This window comes from Streptosporangium sp. CA-135522 (assembly GCF_050949235.1).
In the GTDB taxonomy this organism is placed as follows: Bacteria; Actinomycetota; Actinomycetes; order Streptosporangiales; family Streptosporangiaceae; genus Streptosporangium.
Window position 1 is genome coordinate 1,313,688 of sequence record NZ_CP192026.1, and the last position, 15,085, is coordinate 1,328,772.

13 protein-coding genes are annotated in these 15,085 nt (G+C 70.7%); 1 reads left to right on the forward strand and 12 read right to left on the reverse strand.

Translation table 11 applies throughout. The annotated features are described in order from the left end of the window. Nucleotides 1–2: 2 nt before the first annotated feature. On the forward strand, nt 3–1,046 hold the full coding sequence (locus tag ACQPYK_RS06560) for a sulfotransferase family protein (RefSeq protein ID WP_433251745.1): 1,044 nt from the start codon (nt 3–5) through the stop codon (nt 1,044–1,046). Nucleotides 1,047–1,080: 34 nt separating this feature from the next. Here the strand turns inward: ACQPYK_RS06560 and ACQPYK_RS06565 are convergent, their stop codons facing one another. The 12 genes from ACQPYK_RS06565 to ACQPYK_RS06620 all read right to left on the reverse strand — a co-directional run bounded on the left by ACQPYK_RS06565 (nt 1,081) and on the right by ACQPYK_RS06620 (nt 15,026). Further along, complete coding sequence (locus tag ACQPYK_RS06565; protein ID WP_433251748.1) at nt 1,081–2,181, reverse strand: glycosyltransferase; 1,101 nt, start codon at nt 2,179–2,181, stop codon at nt 1,081–1,083. After that, nucleotides 2,178–4,925 carry a bifunctional glycosyltransferase/CDP-glycerol:glycerophosphate glycerophosphotransferase gene (locus ACQPYK_RS06570; RefSeq protein WP_433251751.1) on the reverse strand — a complete coding sequence of 916 codons (2,748 nt, stop codon included), beginning with the start codon at nt 4,923–4,925 and terminating at the stop codon, nt 2,178–2,180. Before ACQPYK_RS06570 ends, ACQPYK_RS06565 begins: the two co-directional genes overlap by 4 nt. Nucleotides 4,926–5,112: 187 nt before the next feature. Further along, complete coding sequence (locus tag ACQPYK_RS06575; protein WP_433251754.1) at nt 5,113–6,573, reverse strand: ATP-binding protein; 1,461 nt, start codon at nt 6,571–6,573, stop codon at nt 5,113–5,115. Nucleotides 6,574–6,797: 224 nt separating this feature from the next. After that, complete coding sequence (locus tag ACQPYK_RS06580) at nt 6,798–7,748, reverse strand: SRPBCC domain-containing protein (RefSeq protein WP_433251757.1); 951 nt, start codon at nt 7,746–7,748, stop codon at nt 6,798–6,800. Nucleotides 7,749–8,027: 279 nt separating this feature from the next. Continuing rightward, a complete protein-coding gene (locus ACQPYK_RS06585) occupies nt 8,028–8,936 on the reverse strand; it encodes an FAD binding domain-containing protein (protein ID WP_433251760.1) in 909 nt (302 codons plus the stop codon). Further along, nucleotides 8,933–11,497 (reverse strand): xanthine dehydrogenase family protein molybdopterin-binding subunit, encoded by a 2,565-nt coding sequence (locus ACQPYK_RS06590; RefSeq protein ID WP_433251763.1) that lies wholly within the window; start codon nt 11,495–11,497, stop codon nt 8,933–8,935. Before ACQPYK_RS06590 ends, ACQPYK_RS06585 begins: the two co-directional genes overlap by 4 nt. Next, on the reverse strand, nt 11,494–11,991 hold the full coding sequence (locus ACQPYK_RS06595) for a (2Fe-2S)-binding protein (RefSeq protein WP_433251766.1): 498 nt from the start codon (nt 11,989–11,991) through the stop codon (nt 11,494–11,496). The genes ACQPYK_RS06590 and ACQPYK_RS06595 overlap by 4 nt, the downstream gene beginning before the upstream one ends. A gap of 101 nt (nt 11,992–12,092) precedes the next feature. Further along, on the reverse strand, nt 12,093–12,518 hold the full coding sequence (locus ACQPYK_RS06600; protein WP_433251769.1) for a nuclear transport factor 2 family protein: 426 nt from the start codon (nt 12,516–12,518) through the stop codon (nt 12,093–12,095). Beyond that, the gene (locus ACQPYK_RS06605; RefSeq protein WP_433251772.1) at nt 12,515–12,706 is read right to left on the reverse strand and encodes a ferredoxin; all 192 of its coding nucleotides are present in this window, start codon (nt 12,704–12,706) and stop codon (nt 12,515–12,517) included. The genes ACQPYK_RS06600 and ACQPYK_RS06605 overlap by 4 nt, the downstream gene beginning before the upstream one ends. Continuing rightward, on the reverse strand, nt 12,703–13,650 hold the full coding sequence (locus ACQPYK_RS06610) for a pyridoxamine 5'-phosphate oxidase family protein (protein WP_433251775.1): 948 nt from the start codon (nt 13,648–13,650) through the stop codon (nt 12,703–12,705). The genes ACQPYK_RS06605 and ACQPYK_RS06610 overlap by 4 nt, the downstream gene beginning before the upstream one ends. A 35-nt stretch (nt 13,651–13,685) precedes the next feature. Then, entirely contained in the window at nt 13,686–14,129 is a 444-nt protein-coding gene (locus tag ACQPYK_RS06615; RefSeq protein WP_433251778.1) for a VOC family protein, read from the reverse strand. 321 nt (nt 14,130–14,450) lie between these two features. Beyond that, nucleotides 14,451–15,026: a CGNR zinc finger domain-containing protein gene (locus ACQPYK_RS06620; RefSeq protein WP_433251781.1), complete on the reverse strand. Its 576-nt coding sequence runs from the start codon at nt 15,024–15,026 to the stop codon at nt 14,451–14,453. Nucleotides 15,027–15,085: the final 59 nt, after the last annotated feature.

The window sequence follows — 15,085 nt, forward strand, 5'->3', positions numbered from 1 at the left end:
CCATGCAATCGGATCGACCGATCTTCATCGTGGGCTGTCCCCGCTCGGGGACGACGATGTTGCAGCTCATGACGCACGCCCACCCCCGCATCGCGATTCCCCCGGAGACCCGGTTCATGGTCGCCGCCTACCAGCGACGGCTGCACTTCGGCGATCTGAACGACCAGGCACGCCGGCGTGAGCTGGCCGAGTGGGTGGTCAACCGCCGCCAGTCGCGCTTCCACGAGCTGAAGCTGGACGGCGAGGAGGTCATCCGGCAGATCGTCGACGGACCGCCGACGCTCGGCTCGGCGCTGGGCATCGTGCTGCGCTCCTACGCGGCCCAGCACGGCAAGCCGCGCTGGGGCGACAAGCGGCCGTCGTACTTCCAGCACATCGACGTGCTGCTGCGGCTCTTCCCGGACGCGCAGTTCGTCCACCTGATCAGGGACGGCCGGGACTGCGTGGCGTCGCTGAAGGAGATGCCCTGGTACAGCGGAAGCGTCTACAGCGCGGTCGCCGCCTGGGCCGAGGCGATCGACTTCGCCCGGCACGGCGCGCCGAAGCTTCCCGAAGGCAGCTATCACGAGCTGCGCTACGAGGATCTGACGACGGACCCCGAGGCCCATCTGCGCAGGCTGTGCGAGTTCCTCGGGGAGGATTTCGCCCCGGCCATGTGCGAGCCGAAGCTGATGGCCGACATCGCCTGCCCCGCGCACAAGACGTGGCACTCCCGCACACACGAGGACGTGACCACCTCGCGGTCGGGCTCGTGGAAGAAGCGGCTCGACCCCTGGGAGATCTCGCTGTGCGAGAGCATCCTCGGAGACCGGCTGGAGACCTACGGCTACGAGCTCAGCGGGGCTCCGAAGACCGACACCGCGCGAATGGTCGCCTACGAGCGGACCGCGGCCAAGCGGAAGCTGGCCCGGGTCAAGCGGGTGGCGTTCGACCGGCTGATCCGGCTTCGCGAGCCGAACCCGCTGGGCGCCCGGCTCACCACCGGCCAGCTCGTGCTGGCCGGGGTGCCCCTGCCGCGCAACGAACCCGTCGCGGTCAGCGGTTGACCTGCTCGGACGGGGCCTCCCACCGACCCGGTGGTCAGCGATTGACCTGCTCGAACAGCTCCTCCCACCGGTCCAGGACCCGCTCCAGCCGGAACGTCTCGACGTGCGCGCGAGCGGCGGCGCCCAGCCGTCGCCGCTCCTGTGCCGAGGCCATCAGCCGGGCCAGGGCGGCCGCCAGGGCCGGCACGTCGGCCGGCGGCGCCAGCAGGCCGGTCTCCTGGTCGACGACCAGTGACCGGACTCCGCCCGACACGTCGAACGCCACCGAGGGCACGCCGTAGGAGGCGGCCTCGCCGAGCACCAGCGGCAGCCCCTCGTGCTCGCTGGACAGCCCGAGCAGCGATCCGTTCAGATACTCGCGACCCATCTCGGCCGCGGGGACCGCGCCGCGGAAGACCACCCGGTCCGTCACCCCGCACACCCGGGCGTGTGCCCGCAGCCGCTCCAGCTCCTCGCCCTCGCCGATCAGGTGTAGCTCCCAGTCCTCACCCACGGTGCACCGGGCCTGGGCGAACGCGGAGATCAGACGGTCGAATCGCTTCACGCCCTCCAGCCTGCCGACTCCCAGCAGCCGGTGACCGTTCAGCTCGGCGGTCCGCGACGGCCAGTCGGGCAGCGGGTTCGGGATGGCCCAGGTGTTGGGCAGCAACGCGTGCTCGGAGAACAGCCACGCGTCGTCCTCGCTGAGGAACACCGCCTTCTCCAGCGCGCCGTAATGGCCCCGGACCGAGCCGAGATGCCAGGATCCCCGTGCGTGTTCGTAGGACCCGTGGTACTGGCCGATCGGCAGCAGCCGGTCGGGGAGCAGGGATGCGAGCCGGGTGACCACGCCCGGTGAGGAGAGTACGGCGAAGCCCGCCCCGAGGTCCCGGAACAGCCCCGCGAGCGCGCGGCGCTCCCTGCGCATGCCGAGCCGGGACACCCTGCCGATCGGCGTGCGGTGGACCACGTGGTGCCGGTAGCCGGGCCGCTCCACGTAGCGGAACGGGCTCTCGGCCCGGTGCAGCCCGACCACGTGCACATCGTGCCCCCGCTCGGCCAGGCCCTGCGCCACGGTGTGGGTGACCCGCTGGATTCCGCCGAGGGTGTCGGCGTCCATACAGGCGAACACCACCGAGTCTCGCCGGCCGCTCACCGGGCCCACCCGGGAATCCGGTTCCGTCCGGAGCCATGGGCCCACGCGGGTCCGAAGAAGGCGTCCACCACCTTCGCCGAGGCGTGGCCCTTCTCGTCGGAGCACCACAACCCGCGAAACTCGATGTAGCGGCCGGCGAACGACGCGGCCACACCGTCGAGGTCGCGCAGCGCGTCGATCACCTCCCGCGTGGTGGTCAGGCAGGGACCGGGGGCGATCGCCGGCAGGTCGTGGTAGACGCCCCGCTCCACGCGGCGGTACTCCTCCCAGTCGTCGATCAGGAACAGCATCGGCCGGCCGGTGATCGCGTAGTCGCACATCAGCGAGGAGTAGTCGGTCAGCAGTGCGTCCGAGGCCAGCATCAGGTCGTTGACCTCGGGATAGCTCCCGGCCGGGCGGACGAAGTGACGCAGGTCCTGCGGCACCCGATAGCGCTCGACCGGGTGGGGGCGCAGGATCACCACCCACTCGTCGGCGAGCGCCTCGGCCATCATGGCCAGGTCCGCCCGGATCGACCGGCCCGAGGACCTGGCCCGATCCCGGTAGGTGGGCGCGTAGAGGAGGACTTTACGCCCCGGCGGGATCTCCAGCCGGTCCTTCGCCCGCCGTACCGCCTCGTCGTCGCCGTGCACGAGCACGTCGCACCGAGGCGAGCCGTACCGCAGCACCGGTCCCTCGTATCCGTGGGAGGGCAGGAAGACCCGCTCGAACTCGGCGCTCGGCGAGACCAGCGCGTCCCACCGTGCCACCGCCGCCCGCCACTGCGCCCGTGGCCCGGGGAAGTCGGCCCGCAGGTCCGGTGAGTTGAAACCGACGGACTTGATGCCCTGGCCGTGCCAGGTCTGCAGATAGCGGGTCCGAGCCGGCTTGGGATAGGCCAGCGGCATGCCGTGGCTGTCGACCCAGTAGCCCGCTCTGGCCATGGTCCACAGGTGACGCCAGCTCGTCCGTCGCACCAGTGTGGCGTCCGGGGGAAAGCTGCGCCGGTTCCTGGCGACGGACCAGACCATGCGCAGGGGCGCCCGCCGCCGCCGGAGCTCCTCATAGACGTAGCGCGGATTGCCGGTGTATCCGGCGCCGACGTCGGACTCGAACAGCACCAGGTCGCGGCGGGGTGGGACGATCTTTATCAGGCCCTTGTAAACGCGGAGTTTCACGTCGGGCCGGCCCACCCGCCTGATCAGCCTGCGGCCGATCCGCCCCGCTCGGAGCACCTGCCGGAGCGCGCCCTCCCGCCGCCACCGCACCCGCAGGAGCGCGGCCTGTCCCTCGGCGCCGACCGTGACCCGGTGGCCGGGAACGGCGGCGACGACCGGCTCGGCGACCGGATCGACGAGCAGCCGGTCGGAGGTGGTCCGGCCGTCGGCGCGGACGATCGCGACCCGGGGGTCGTAGTGGCCGTCGAAGCCCAGCCGCCCGTGCCTGAGCGCGGCGAGGTCGACCGTCGCCTCGCTCAGATGGCCGCCGTCGTCCTGCCGGCGCGGTGCCAGCCGTACCCGGTGGCTCCCGAACTCCAGAAACGCCTGCCAGCCGGGGTTGGCGGCGAGCACCCCGAACGGGTCGTAGGTCCTGATCGTCAGCCTGACCCGGGTGCCCTCGCCGACGAAGGCGGCCTCGTGGCGGAGCCGGGCCGCGGTGTAGGGCAGCTCGGCCATTCGCAGCGCGGTGATGTCCATCTTCTCGGCGGGGGCGGTGCCCCAATAGGTCCGCCCGCCCTCCTGTACGGCGAAGCGCGGCGCGGCCTTCGGCCCGTTCAGGGATCGGGCGGCGACCAGGAGCTCGTCGGCCCTGCCGTCGAGGATCAGACCGCAGCAGACCCGGGCGACCGGCTCGACCGTGGTGAAGGCCTCCGGGGCGATTTCGGCCAGGTAGGGGCGGACCAGCGTGGCGAACTCCTCGGCCCACGCCGGGCCGCGCGAGGGCAACGGGTTCAGGTAGACCCGCAGGTCCTGGTGGAGGAAACGGCGCTGCCGCTCGGGCACCAGGTGGGCGAGGCCGTGCTCGCGCAGGATGTCGTCGCTCAGCCTGGCCGCCCTGATCCGGTGCCGCACGTTGTCCATCTCCTCGATGCCCAGCGAGATGGACAACCGCGCCCCGTCCGTCGCGGGCGCGCGGTGCCAGAGGTAGACGACCCACGGGACCACCGCGAAGCGTCGTGCGGCGCAGTACAGCTCGGTGGTGAAGACGTGGTCCTCGTAGTACAGGTCCTCCCGGAAGGGCAGCCGCCGCAGCAGCTCGGCCGGGTAGAGCTTGTTGGTGCTGAAGGAGTCGAGGAACAGCTCGGGCTCCCGCGCGATCCCCTCGACGGTCCTGCGCCTGGCGAACAGGCTGGGATAGTAGCGCTGGGTCTTGCCGTTCCACTCGTACAGCCGGGAGATCTGCCCGGTGACGAAGTCGGCGCCGGTCCGCTCGATCTCCAGCACCATGCTCTTGCAGGCGTGTCTGGTCAGCCGGTCGTCGCTGTCGAGGAACATGACGTACGGCGCGCGGGCCGCCGCCACCCCCCGGTTGCGCGGTCCTCCGCAACCGCCGCTGTTGACCTCCCCACGCAGGTAGCGGACCCGGGAGTCCTCCCTCTGGAGCTCCCGCACGACCCGCTCGGTGTCGTCGGTGCTCGCGTCGTCAGAGACGACCACCTCGATGTTCCGCAGTGACTGGCCGAGCACGGACCGCACGGCCCTGGGCAGCCGCGCGGCGTCGTTGTAGGTGATGACGACCACGCTGCAGTCCGGCGAATTGATCACATTTCGAGCTATTCCCGTAACTAAGTGAAGCCTTGTCTGTCTTGTGAACTGCTGAACCTGTTTTTAATGGTTTCCGCCCAGCAGGCTCCGCCGATCGGGCTCTCGTCCAGGGACTGGTAGCGGCACCTCGATGACCCGCCGTCCGGTCGAGCAGCCGTGGTCGTGCAACGATGAGACCCGGCCATGGTCAGGATTCGTGATCCGGTCCGACGCACCGGTAAACGGTGCGGCTTCCGCGTCCTCCCTCGACCAACACCAGGCCGTCGGCGCGTAGCGGCTCAAGCGCATAGGCGATCTGGCGTTCGGTGAGTCCGGTCCCCGTCATCAGCTGTGACATGGTGGCAGCCCCTGCGCGGAGGATCTCCATGAGCAGGACGGCATTGACGGACCGTGATCCCTTCACCTTCGCCGTCTTGACCGGGGAGGCGGAATTGACAAGCCGGGCGGTGAACCGGATCGCCTGATCATGGAAGTGAGGTGGCGGCATGCGGGCGGCCCGCAGGCTGGTGAGGATGGTGGGAATTCCGGATGTGAGCGCCTCCACGACTCTGCGTTCGGGGCCGAAGCGGACGTTCTGGCAAATCCGTAGGAGCCAGGCGTTGCGAGATGAGGTCACCCCGGTTCGCCCGAGGTTGTCGACCGTCACCCCCCACAGGCCGCCGGGGTTGGTCAGGATCAGCTGGCCCGGGTCGAGCCGTAAGGTGATCGCCTGAGTGAGCGAGTAGGGCCCCAGGTCACGATGGACGAGCGCGTTGGAGAGAAGCTCTCGCACCGCCTCGGGGGGATATTCCTGCTCGTCGTGAGCGTGCCCTTGAGGTGATCGGCGGATTCGGGCCCGGCTGTTCCGCCGGACCCAGTTGAGGGCCTGTTCCAGCATCACGGGGATGGGTCCGTCGAAACGCTGAACATCGAGAGCACGGATGTCTGCGGCGTCGTCCTCTCCCGCTGTGACACTGGCCTGGATGATCGCGTTGGGCATGAACTGCTGGGGATAGACGCCGAGGGTGAGCAGACCGGCTACCGTGAGTGTCCGATCCGGGCCGGCGGTGACGCCGGTACGGAACAGGATGTCGTCGTCACCGAGCCTGGCGAGACTGGTCGAACCGGCTCGGCAGCTGACGATGTAGGAGAGCAGCAGCTCCGGGTCGAGGTCGTCGCGGGTGGCTTCGGGCACGGTCGCCTGGTCGAACCGAGGGACGTCTCTGGAGGCGAGAAACGCCTGTTCCTCGACCTGGGAGAGTTCGTAGTCGCCGTCATGCGCACGCAGGTACGCCTTGCCTGTGCTCCGGACGCGGCAGGGCTTGGCCGAACTGGGGATCTCATGGATCCGGGCGACGACCACGCGGGCGTTTTCGACCGTGAAGTCCTGAACATCAAAGGTGATGGGAGGTGTCAGGTTCTGGCGTGCCACGGTGGCCAGAGCACTCTTGCAGCCGGCGGCGTCGTAGACGCCGGTGGCCTTGAAACCGCGGCGCTCATCCAGTCCGAAGATCAGGAGTCCGCCTCCTGGAATGTTCGCGAAGGCGGAGAGGCTGGAGGTGACGGTTTTTGGAAAGCCGTCGGCGGCGGTCTTGACTTCGATCTCCGCGACGTCCCCGCCTTCCAGGCGTAACCGATCGACGATCGCTCGCAGCTCTCCCAAATCCACAAGCGAAATCTACAATAAATCTACAACATTCTCGTCGTCGTTAGGCTGATGTCCAGGTCCTGAGCGGGCCTGTCCGATTGTGGGCCCTCCCGGGTGATCGCAACCCGAAGATCGGGAAAGCCGTGTGGTGGAAGACCCGAAGAAGACGTCGGACAGCGGGCCGGACACATGCGTCCGCCAGGTTCTCGGGTCGGGCAGCCGTTCCATGGCGGCTCGGCCGGAGTTCAGCGGCGGCGCAGGGTCCGGCGGACCAGCCAGCCGATCAGGACGAGCCCGGCCAGCGCGGCCAGCAGCGGGGCGGCGCGCTTGAGCAGGGGCAGGCCCGCGATCTCCATGAGGTCGAGGGCCTCCTCCTCGGCGGTGCGGGAGGTGCGGGAGGTGCCCGCCGGGTGGGCGTCCAGGCCGAGGGCCTTCTCCACCGCGGCCCCCTCGGGGGAGGAGGGCACGGCGGTGAGGTGGCGGACCGGCTCGCTCCGCACGGAGGGCTCGCCGTACGGGCCGGAGCCCTCGCCCGCCGGGCCCGCGGTGCTCACCGGGCGCACGGCACCCGTCAGACCCGCGGTGCTCGTCGCTCCCGCGACGCCCGCCGGACCCGCGACGTCGGGTTCCGAGGGTTTCGCGGACTCCGTGAGACTCGATGTTCCGGCTTGGCCCTCGGCCGCCTCGGTGGCCTGGTCGGCGGGACCCTGCACCGGGACCAGCGGCGGTGCGGCCTCCGCCGCCGGGCCCTCCCCGAGCAGTTCGGCGAGGTTGGCCGCGAACCTGTCGATCAGCTTGCCACCGACCTCCTTCATCACGCCCCGGCCGAACTGGGCCGGACGGCCGGTCACCTTGAAAGAGGTCTCGACGGTGACCCGGGTGTTCGCACCCGCGGGGTGCAGCCGGGCGGTGACCGTGGCGCCCGCCGTCCCCGCGCCTCGGGTCTCCTTGCCGGAGGCCTCGATCGTCAGGACGCGGGCGTCTTTGTCCACGTTCTCGAAGGCGGCCTCGCCCTGGTAGGTCAGCGTGATCGGCCCGACCTTCACCTTCATCCGGCCGGTGAAGGAGTCGCCCTCCACGGTGTCGAGTGCGGCCCCCGGCAGGCACGGCGCGATCCGCTCGACGTCGAGCAGCACCGACCACGCCTGCTCGACCGGCACCGGAACCGTGAACTCGTGCTCGAATCGCATCGCCATCGATCCGCTCCTTGTCGATCGGTCGCTGCTGTGACATGACGACCGCGCGCGGCTGTTACCCGTCTGCCTGCCCATCCGGCCGGAAGATGAACGTCCCGGCCGCCGTGGACATGGCCCGCATCGGCGGAACCGGGCCACGCCGGGAGCGGGTCGCGGCCGGCGCGGCCACGTTCCAAGCGGGCCGTGACCGGCACGGCCACGTTCCAAGCGGGCCGTGACCGGCACGGGGCACGGCGGGTGCCTGCGGACACGTCCGGTGCGGGCCGCGGCGGGTACGGTTCAGCCGCTCGCGGCCCTGACCGCCCGATGAGTCAGCACCCGGGCCAGGTGACGGCGGTAGTCGGGCTTGGCGTGCAGGTCCGCTGGAGGCGAGGTGCCGGAGTCGGCCTGCCCGCAGGCGTCCCTGACCGGGTCGTGTGCCCCGTCGCCACCGGCCGGCTGGGCCCCGTCGCCGCCGGTCGGCGCCGAACTCAGGCCGCGCAGCGCGTCCTCCACGGCCCGCGCCCGCACCGGCGTCGGGCCCATGTTGGTCAGCGCGATCCGCGCCTCCCCGATGATCCCGCCGTCTCGCCGTACGGCCGCCGCCACGCCGACGATCGCCCAGGCCTGGGCGGTCCGGTGGAACTTCTCGTAGTGGAACCCCCAACCGGGGCCCAGCTTGGGCACCCGGACGCCGAGCAGCACCTCGCCGGGTTCGAGCGCGGACTCCAAGTAGTCGACGAAGAACTCGGCCGCCGGGATCTCCCGCTCACCCTCGCCGGACCTGACGACGAACACGCAGTCCAGCGCCAGGGCGACGGCGGGCAGGTCACCGGCGGGGTCGGCGTGGGCCATCGAGCCGCCGAACGTGCCGCGGTGCCGTACGGCGGGGTCCGCCACCGTGGCGGTGGCCAGCGCGACCAGCGGGGTCCGCTCCCTGACCACGGGGGAGCGCAGCACCTCGTCGTGCGTGGTGAGCGCGCCGATGAAGACGTGGTCGTCCCGGTCCTCCACGCCGCGCAGCTCGGCCAGCCGGCCCAGGTCCACCAGCGCGGAGGGGTAGGCCAGCCGCAGGCGCAGCAGCGGCAGCAGCGACTGGCCGCCGGCCAGCACCTTGACGTCCTCGCCGGAGGAGTCGGCCTCGGCGAGCACGCGGCAGGCCTCCTCCAGCGAGGTGGGCCGGATGTAGTCGAACGGCGCGGGGATCATCGGGCGGCTCCCTCTGCGGACGTGGACGCGGTCTCCCCGGACCCGGACGTGGACTCGGATCCGGATGCGGGCCCGGACGTGGACTCGGATCCGGGCGCGGATCCGGATGCGGGCCCGGACGTGGACCCGGGTGCGGACGCGGACCCGGGGGCCGGACCGGGCGGCCCCGCCTCGGAGACCACCCGCCAGATCCGCTCCGGCGTGCACGGCATCCGCACGTCGTGCACGCCGTACGGGCGCAGCGCGTCCACGACCGCGTTGACGACGGCCGGGGTCGAGGCGATCGTCCCGGCCTCGCCGACGCCCTTGACGCCCAGCGGGTTGCTCGTCGCCGGAGTCTCGGTGCGGTCGGTGGTGAACTCCGGCAGGTCGGCCGCCGACGGGATCAGGTAGTCGGCCATCGTCGTGGTGAGCAGGTTGCCGTCGGGGTCGTAGACGGCTTCCTCGAACAACGCCTGGGCGATGCCCTGGGCGATGCCGCCGTGCACCTGGCCGTCGACGATCATCGGGTTCACCACGGAGCCCACGTCGTCCACCGCCACGTAGGAGCGGATCGCGATCTCACCCGTCTCGGTGTCCACCTCGACCGCGCACAGGTGGGTGCCGTGCGGGAAGGAGAAGTTGTCCGGGTCGAATGTCGCGTCGGCGTCCAGGCGGGGTTCGAAGCCGTCGGGCAGGTCGTGCGCGGCGAAGGCGGCCAGCGCCAGCTCCTGGATGGTCTTCCCCTCCGTCGTGCCGCGCACCGTGAACGAGCCGCCGTCGAACTCGATGTCGTCGGCCGAGGCCTCCAGCATGTGCGCGGCGAGCTCACGGGCCCGGTCCTTGACCTTCTCGCATGCCGTCAGCACGGCGACGCCGCCCACGACCAGCGATCGGGATCCGTAGGTGTCCATGCCCTTGTGCGCGATGGCCGTGTCGCCGTGCAGCACCGCGACGTCGTCGAACGGCACGCCCAGCGCGTCGGCCACGATCTGGCTCCAGGCCGTCTCATGTCCCTGACCGTGCGCGCTCGTCCCGGTGACCACCTCGACCTTGCCGGTGGGCAGCATCCGGACCGTGGCGTGCTCCCAGCCGCCCGCGCCGTAGCTGAGCGAGCCCAGCACACGGGACGGCGCCAGCCCGCACATCTCGGTGTAGGTCGACACGCCGATGCCGAGCTGGACCGGGTCCCGGCGCTCCCGCCGGTCGGCCTGCTCGGCCCGGAGCTTGTCGTAGCCGAACAGGGCTAGAGCCTTCTCGGTCGCGGCCTCGTAGTTGCCGGAGTCGTAGGTGAGCCCGCAGATCGTGGTGTACGGGAACTCCCCGTGGGTGATCCAGTTGCGGCGCCGTACCTCGACGGGGTCCATGCCCAGCTCGTGCGCGAGCTCGTCCACGGCCCGCTCGATGGCGAAGGTGGCCTCGGGGCGTCCCGCGCCCCGGTAGGCGTCCGTCGGCATCTTGGTGGTGAAGACGCCGGTGCAGGTGAAATCGTAGGCGTCCATCTTGTAGATGCCGTTGTACATGAACGCGCCGAGCAGCGGCACGCCCGGCGTGACCAGCATGAGGTAGGCGCCCATATCGGCCAGCAACTCCACGCGCACGCCCCTGATGCGGCCGTCCCGGTCGGCCGCGAGGGAGATCCGCTGGAGCTGGTCGCGGCCGTGGTGCACGGTCAGGTTGCCCTCGGAACGCGACTCGGTCCACTTCACCGGCTTGCCGAGCCTCCTGGTCAGCAGCAGGCCGAGCACTTCCTCGGCGGTGACCTGGAGCTTGGAACCGAAGCCGCCGCCCACGTCGGGGGCGACCACGCGCAGCTTGTGCTCGGGGATGCCGGTGGTCAGCGCCAGCATGACGCGCAGCACGTGCGGGATCTGCGTGGCGGAGTAGAGGGTGAAGGCCTCGCCGTCGGTGGTGGCGACGACCGCGCGCGGCTCCATCGCGCTCGGGATGAGCCGCTGCTGAACGTAGGTGCGCTCGATCACCACGGGTGCGTCGCGGAACGCCTCGTCGATGTCGCCTCCGGCGAACTTCCAGGTGTAGGCCCGGTTGCCGGAGTCGTGGACCCGGGGGGCGCCCTCGGCGAGCGCCTCGGTCATGTCGAGCACCGCCTCCAGCGGTTCGTAGTCGACCTCGATGGCCTCCAGGGCGTCGGCCGCCTTGTAACGGTCGGTGGCGACCACGCAGGCCACCGCCTCGCCGACGTAGCGGACCTCGCTCACCGCCATGGGCGGGTGGTCGGGGATGACGATGTCCTCGGTGACGGGCCAGGCACACGGCAGGCTGCCCTGCTCCTCGGCGAGGTCCCGGCCGCTGTAGACCGCGACGACGCCGGGCCGGGTGCGCGCGGCCGAGGCGTCCACCCGGGTGATCCGGGCGTGCGCCATCGGGCTGCGCAGGAACGCCACGTACAGCATGCCCGGGAGCTGGATGTTGTCGGTCCACATGGTCCGGCCGGTCACCAGCCGGGCGTCCTCCTTGCGTCTGCGGGCCCGGCCGACCTCGCGGGCGTCGGAGGGCTCGCCGAGCTGGTCGCTCTCGGCGATCTGTTCGGCGATCAGGCCCGCGTCGAGTTGCTCGCTCATGGCGCCGGAACCTCCCTGCCCTCCCCGGCCTGCGACATCTCCCGGGCGCCACGCCGTACCGCCCGGACGATGTTGCAGTAGCCGGTGCACCGGCACAGGTTGCCTTCGAGCCCCGCGCGGACGGCCTCCTCCGAGGGGTCGGGGTCGTCCCGGAGCAGGTCGATCGCCGCCATGATCATGCCTGGTGTGCAGTATCCGCACTGCAGGGCGTGCTCGGCGTGGAAGGCCTTCTGCATGGGGTGCCACTCGTCCCCCTGAGCCAGGCCCTCGATCGTCAGGACGTCGCTCCCGTCGGCCTGTACGGCGAGCACCGAGCAGCTCTTGGCGCTCTTGCCGTCGAGCAGCACCGTGCAGGCGCCGCAATTGCTCGTGTCGCAGCCGACGGGCGTCCCCGTCTTGCCGAGACGGTCTCTGAGCAGGTGGACGAGGAGAAGGCGCGGCTCGACCTCCTCCTCGTAGGTGATTCCGTCAACGCTGACGGTGATCCGAGGCATACGTCCTCCCGGCGCACCCCGTGGGGTGGGAGAAGTGAAGGTCGACAAAAGTGAACGTACGCCCCTGTCCTGCCCGGTCAAGGCCCTGTTCAAGCCCGATATCAGGCCAATGGAAGATCCTGCGGGGTGCGCCCGCCGAGGATGCGGCGGTCACTCTCGTCGATCCGGACGTCGTTGATGCTCGCCTCGCGGCGCCGCATCAGCCCGTCGTCGGCGAACTCCCACAGCTCGTTGCCGTAGCTGCGCCACCACTGGCCGTCCGCGTCGTGCCACTCGTACTGGAACCGTACGGCGATGCGGTTGCCGCCGAACGTCCACAGGTCCTTGCGGAGCGCGTAATCCTGTTCCTTCACCCACTTACGGGTGAGGAACTCCCTGATCTCCTCACGCCCGGTGACGAACTCGTCCCGGTTGCGCCAGACCGAGTCGGGTGTGTAGGCGAGCGAGACCCGCTCGGGGTCACGGGTGTTCCAGGCGTCCTCGGCGGCCTGCACCTTGGCCCTGGCCGTCTCTTCGGTGAAATTCACATGTCCTCCAGAGATATCGCCTGCACGGGGCAGGCCCGCGCGGCCTCCTCGACCGCGTCGATCAGCGTGTCGCCCGGTTCGGCGACGTAGACGAGCTGGTCGTCGTCGTCCAGCTCGAACACCTCGGGTGCGGCGAACACGCACTGCGCGTGCACCTGGCACAGCTCCCGGTCCACGACGACCCTCATCGCCGGTCCCCTTCCCGATCGGCTCCCGTCACATGCCCGGCCGTTCCCGCCCTGCCTCCGGGGGACGGGGAGTGAACCGGCGGATTGAAACGGGAGTACTTCTCCAACGGCCAGCGCAGCGGGCTCGCCCCCCGGACATGGACGGCCCGGTCCACGTCGAACCCGACCAGCCGCTGCGCCCCCGGGACGTCGCCCGGATCCCAGTCGACGCGTGCCCGTCCGGTCAGGTGCAGCGCGTCGCCGCTCTCCCAGCCGGGGAAGAGCAGCGCGCAGCTCTCGTCCAGCTCCAGATTCCCGAGCGTCATGTACATCGAGTTGCCGACGTAGTCGGGCCAGACCAGCCGTCCTTCGCCGACGACCCGGACGAAGCCCGGATTTCCACCCCGGTGGGACAGGTCGGCGCCGAGGCCCGGAGCACGGGTGGCGACGAAGAAGGTGTCGGCGCCCTCGATCCACGCCCGATGCTCGCCGGTGAGCGCCTCGGTCGTCGAGGCTGTCGAGGGGGAGCCGGCGGGTTCCTCGGCGAAGTCTCGCGTCTGGATGTATTTGGGGCAGTTGGCATACGTCTGCTCGGTGCGGACGATCAGCCGTCCGCCATCGCGCCGGACCGTGCCGTTGACCCGCATCCTGCGCCGGGTCTGCGGCTCGATCGCGAGCATCCCGATCTCGCCGTCGGCCAGTTCCGCGAGCGGGTCGTGCTCACCCGGCACCGCCTCGATCACGATCGTCCGCTCGTCCACGGCCTGGGCGAATCCCGTCGTGCCTGTCAGCGCGCTCGCCCACAGCCGCCCGTCGCGGTCCGCGGCCCCGATCAGCAGCATCCGCTGCCGCTGCAGGAACTCGGCCGCCACCGCCGGGATCTGCGGCGTGGCGGAAGCCGAACCCCACGCGCCGGCGCGCACCCCGGCCCGCCGCTGGACCGCCAGCTCTCCCGCGTGCCTCATGCCTTTCGCCCCATGTCCATGAAGAGAAGCTTTTCTTAGAAGAATCCGCAGGTGGGCGCATCGGTGGTCGGCGCCGGCCGCTCGTCGGCACCGCTGGACGCGAAGATCTCCAGGCGGATTCCGTCCGGGTCCTCGAAGAACACCCCGCCCGAGGAGGCCCCCTCGCCGTGCGGCACCACGCCGTCGTGGTGGAGCGTGACCCCGATCTCCCTGACCACGGCCTCGGCCCGGCGGACCGCCTCGATGTCCGGCACCTGGAAGGACAGGTGATGCAGCCCCGGCAGCCCGGTGGCGAAGCGGCCCTCGCTCTGCTGCCACAGGGTCAGCACCAGCTCGCCGTCCAGGCCGAGGAAGGCGTAGCGGCGGTCCGGTTGGTCCGACTCGCCGAAGACCTCGAAGCCGAAGACCTTCAGGTAGAAGTCCCTGGATCTGTCGAGGTCGGAGACGTTGAGGCCGATGTGCCCGGTCTGGAAGGTCATCTGTTCTCCTGACGATTTCCCACGAGGAAGCGGCGGGTGACTCGGGAATAATCTAACGGAGTTAACTGATTGTTTACGTTAGAAATATGTGATCTGCATCACTTTTTTCTGATGTTCAACGAACGCCTGTCGCGCCGTAGGCCTCGCCGGGCATGCCGAAGGGCCGCGCGGCGGGGCGGGCGTGCCGGGCGGCGGTGGGGGACGTGGGGGACGGCGGAGATGGCCGGGTGGCGGAGAGCGGCCGGGTGGTGGTGGGGGATGGTGAAGGTCGGCCGTGCGGACGGGGTGGGGCCGGTGATCCCCGAGGTGGGGTGGTAGAGGTCAGCCGTCCCTGTGGTGGCGGTAGTGGCGGGCGGCGCGGGCCCGGTTGCCGCATCCGACCGAGCACCACTCCTGGCGGGAGTGCTCCTTGACGAAATAGAGCACGCAGCGTGGCGCCGGGCAGGCGCGCAACTGCTCGCGGTGCGGCCCGGCCAGCAGCTCTATCGCCGCCGCCGCGAGGGCGGCGCGGGCACGCGAGGACTCGTCGGCCTTCGTCGCCGGGACGCTTCCGGCCGTCGGGGCGCCCTGGTCCGGCCACTCCAGTCGCGGGGCCAGCGGCACGGCGAGCGCCGTGGCGTTGACCAGGTCGAGGGACTCGGCGAACCCCGGCAGCCGGTCGATGTCCGAGCTGCTCGCCGGCCCCGGTGCGACCGCCCTGGCGAGCAGGGCCCGCACGGCCTGCCGTAGCTCGACCACCTCGCGCCGCAGGCCTTCGGTGGCAGTGAAGCCGGCGGCGAGCCCCAGCTCGGCGGCGTGCGCCCGGCCCCACTCGGTCATGCCCTCGACGTCGGAGAGCGTGTCCAGCGGGCCGCTTCGTGTCGCGCGGACCGTACTCACGAAGTCCAGGGTCAGCATCCTTCAAGCCTAACGCTTTTATGCGCTTGAAACCGTTAGATGAGGTGTCCGCCTCGCAT

Coding starts and splice junctions, on each gene's coding strand:
- ACQPYK_RS06585 (WP_433251760.1), bottom strand. CDS start 8,936: ATGATCCCCGCGCCGTTCGACTACATCCGGCCCACCTCGCTGGAGGAG.
- ACQPYK_RS06590 (WP_433251763.1), bottom strand. CDS start 11,497: ATGAGCGAGCAACTCGACGCGGGCCTGATCGCCGAACAGATCGCCGAG.
- ACQPYK_RS06560 (WP_433251745.1), top strand. CDS start 3: ATGCAATCGGATCGACCGATCTTCATCGTGGGCTGTCCCCGCTCGGGG.
- ACQPYK_RS06580 (WP_433251757.1), bottom strand. CDS start 7,748: ATGGCGATGCGATTCGAGCACGAGTTCACGGTTCCGGTGCCGGTCGAG.
- ACQPYK_RS06615 (WP_433251778.1), bottom strand. CDS start 14,129: ATGACCTTCCAGACCGGGCACATCGGCCTCAACGTCTCCGACCTCGAC.
- ACQPYK_RS06605 (WP_433251772.1), bottom strand. CDS start 12,706: ATGAGGGTCGTCGTGGACCGGGAGCTGTGCCAGGTGCACGCGCAGTGC.
- ACQPYK_RS06595 (WP_433251766.1), bottom strand. CDS start 11,991: ATGCCTCGGATCACCGTCAGCGTTGACGGAATCACCTACGAGGAGGAG.
- ACQPYK_RS06620 (WP_433251781.1), bottom strand. CDS start 15,026: ATGCTGACCCTGGACTTCGTGAGTACGGTCCGCGCGACACGAAGCGGC.
- ACQPYK_RS06610 (WP_433251775.1), bottom strand. CDS start 13,650: ATGAGGCACGCGGGAGAGCTGGCGGTCCAGCGGCGGGCCGGGGTGCGC.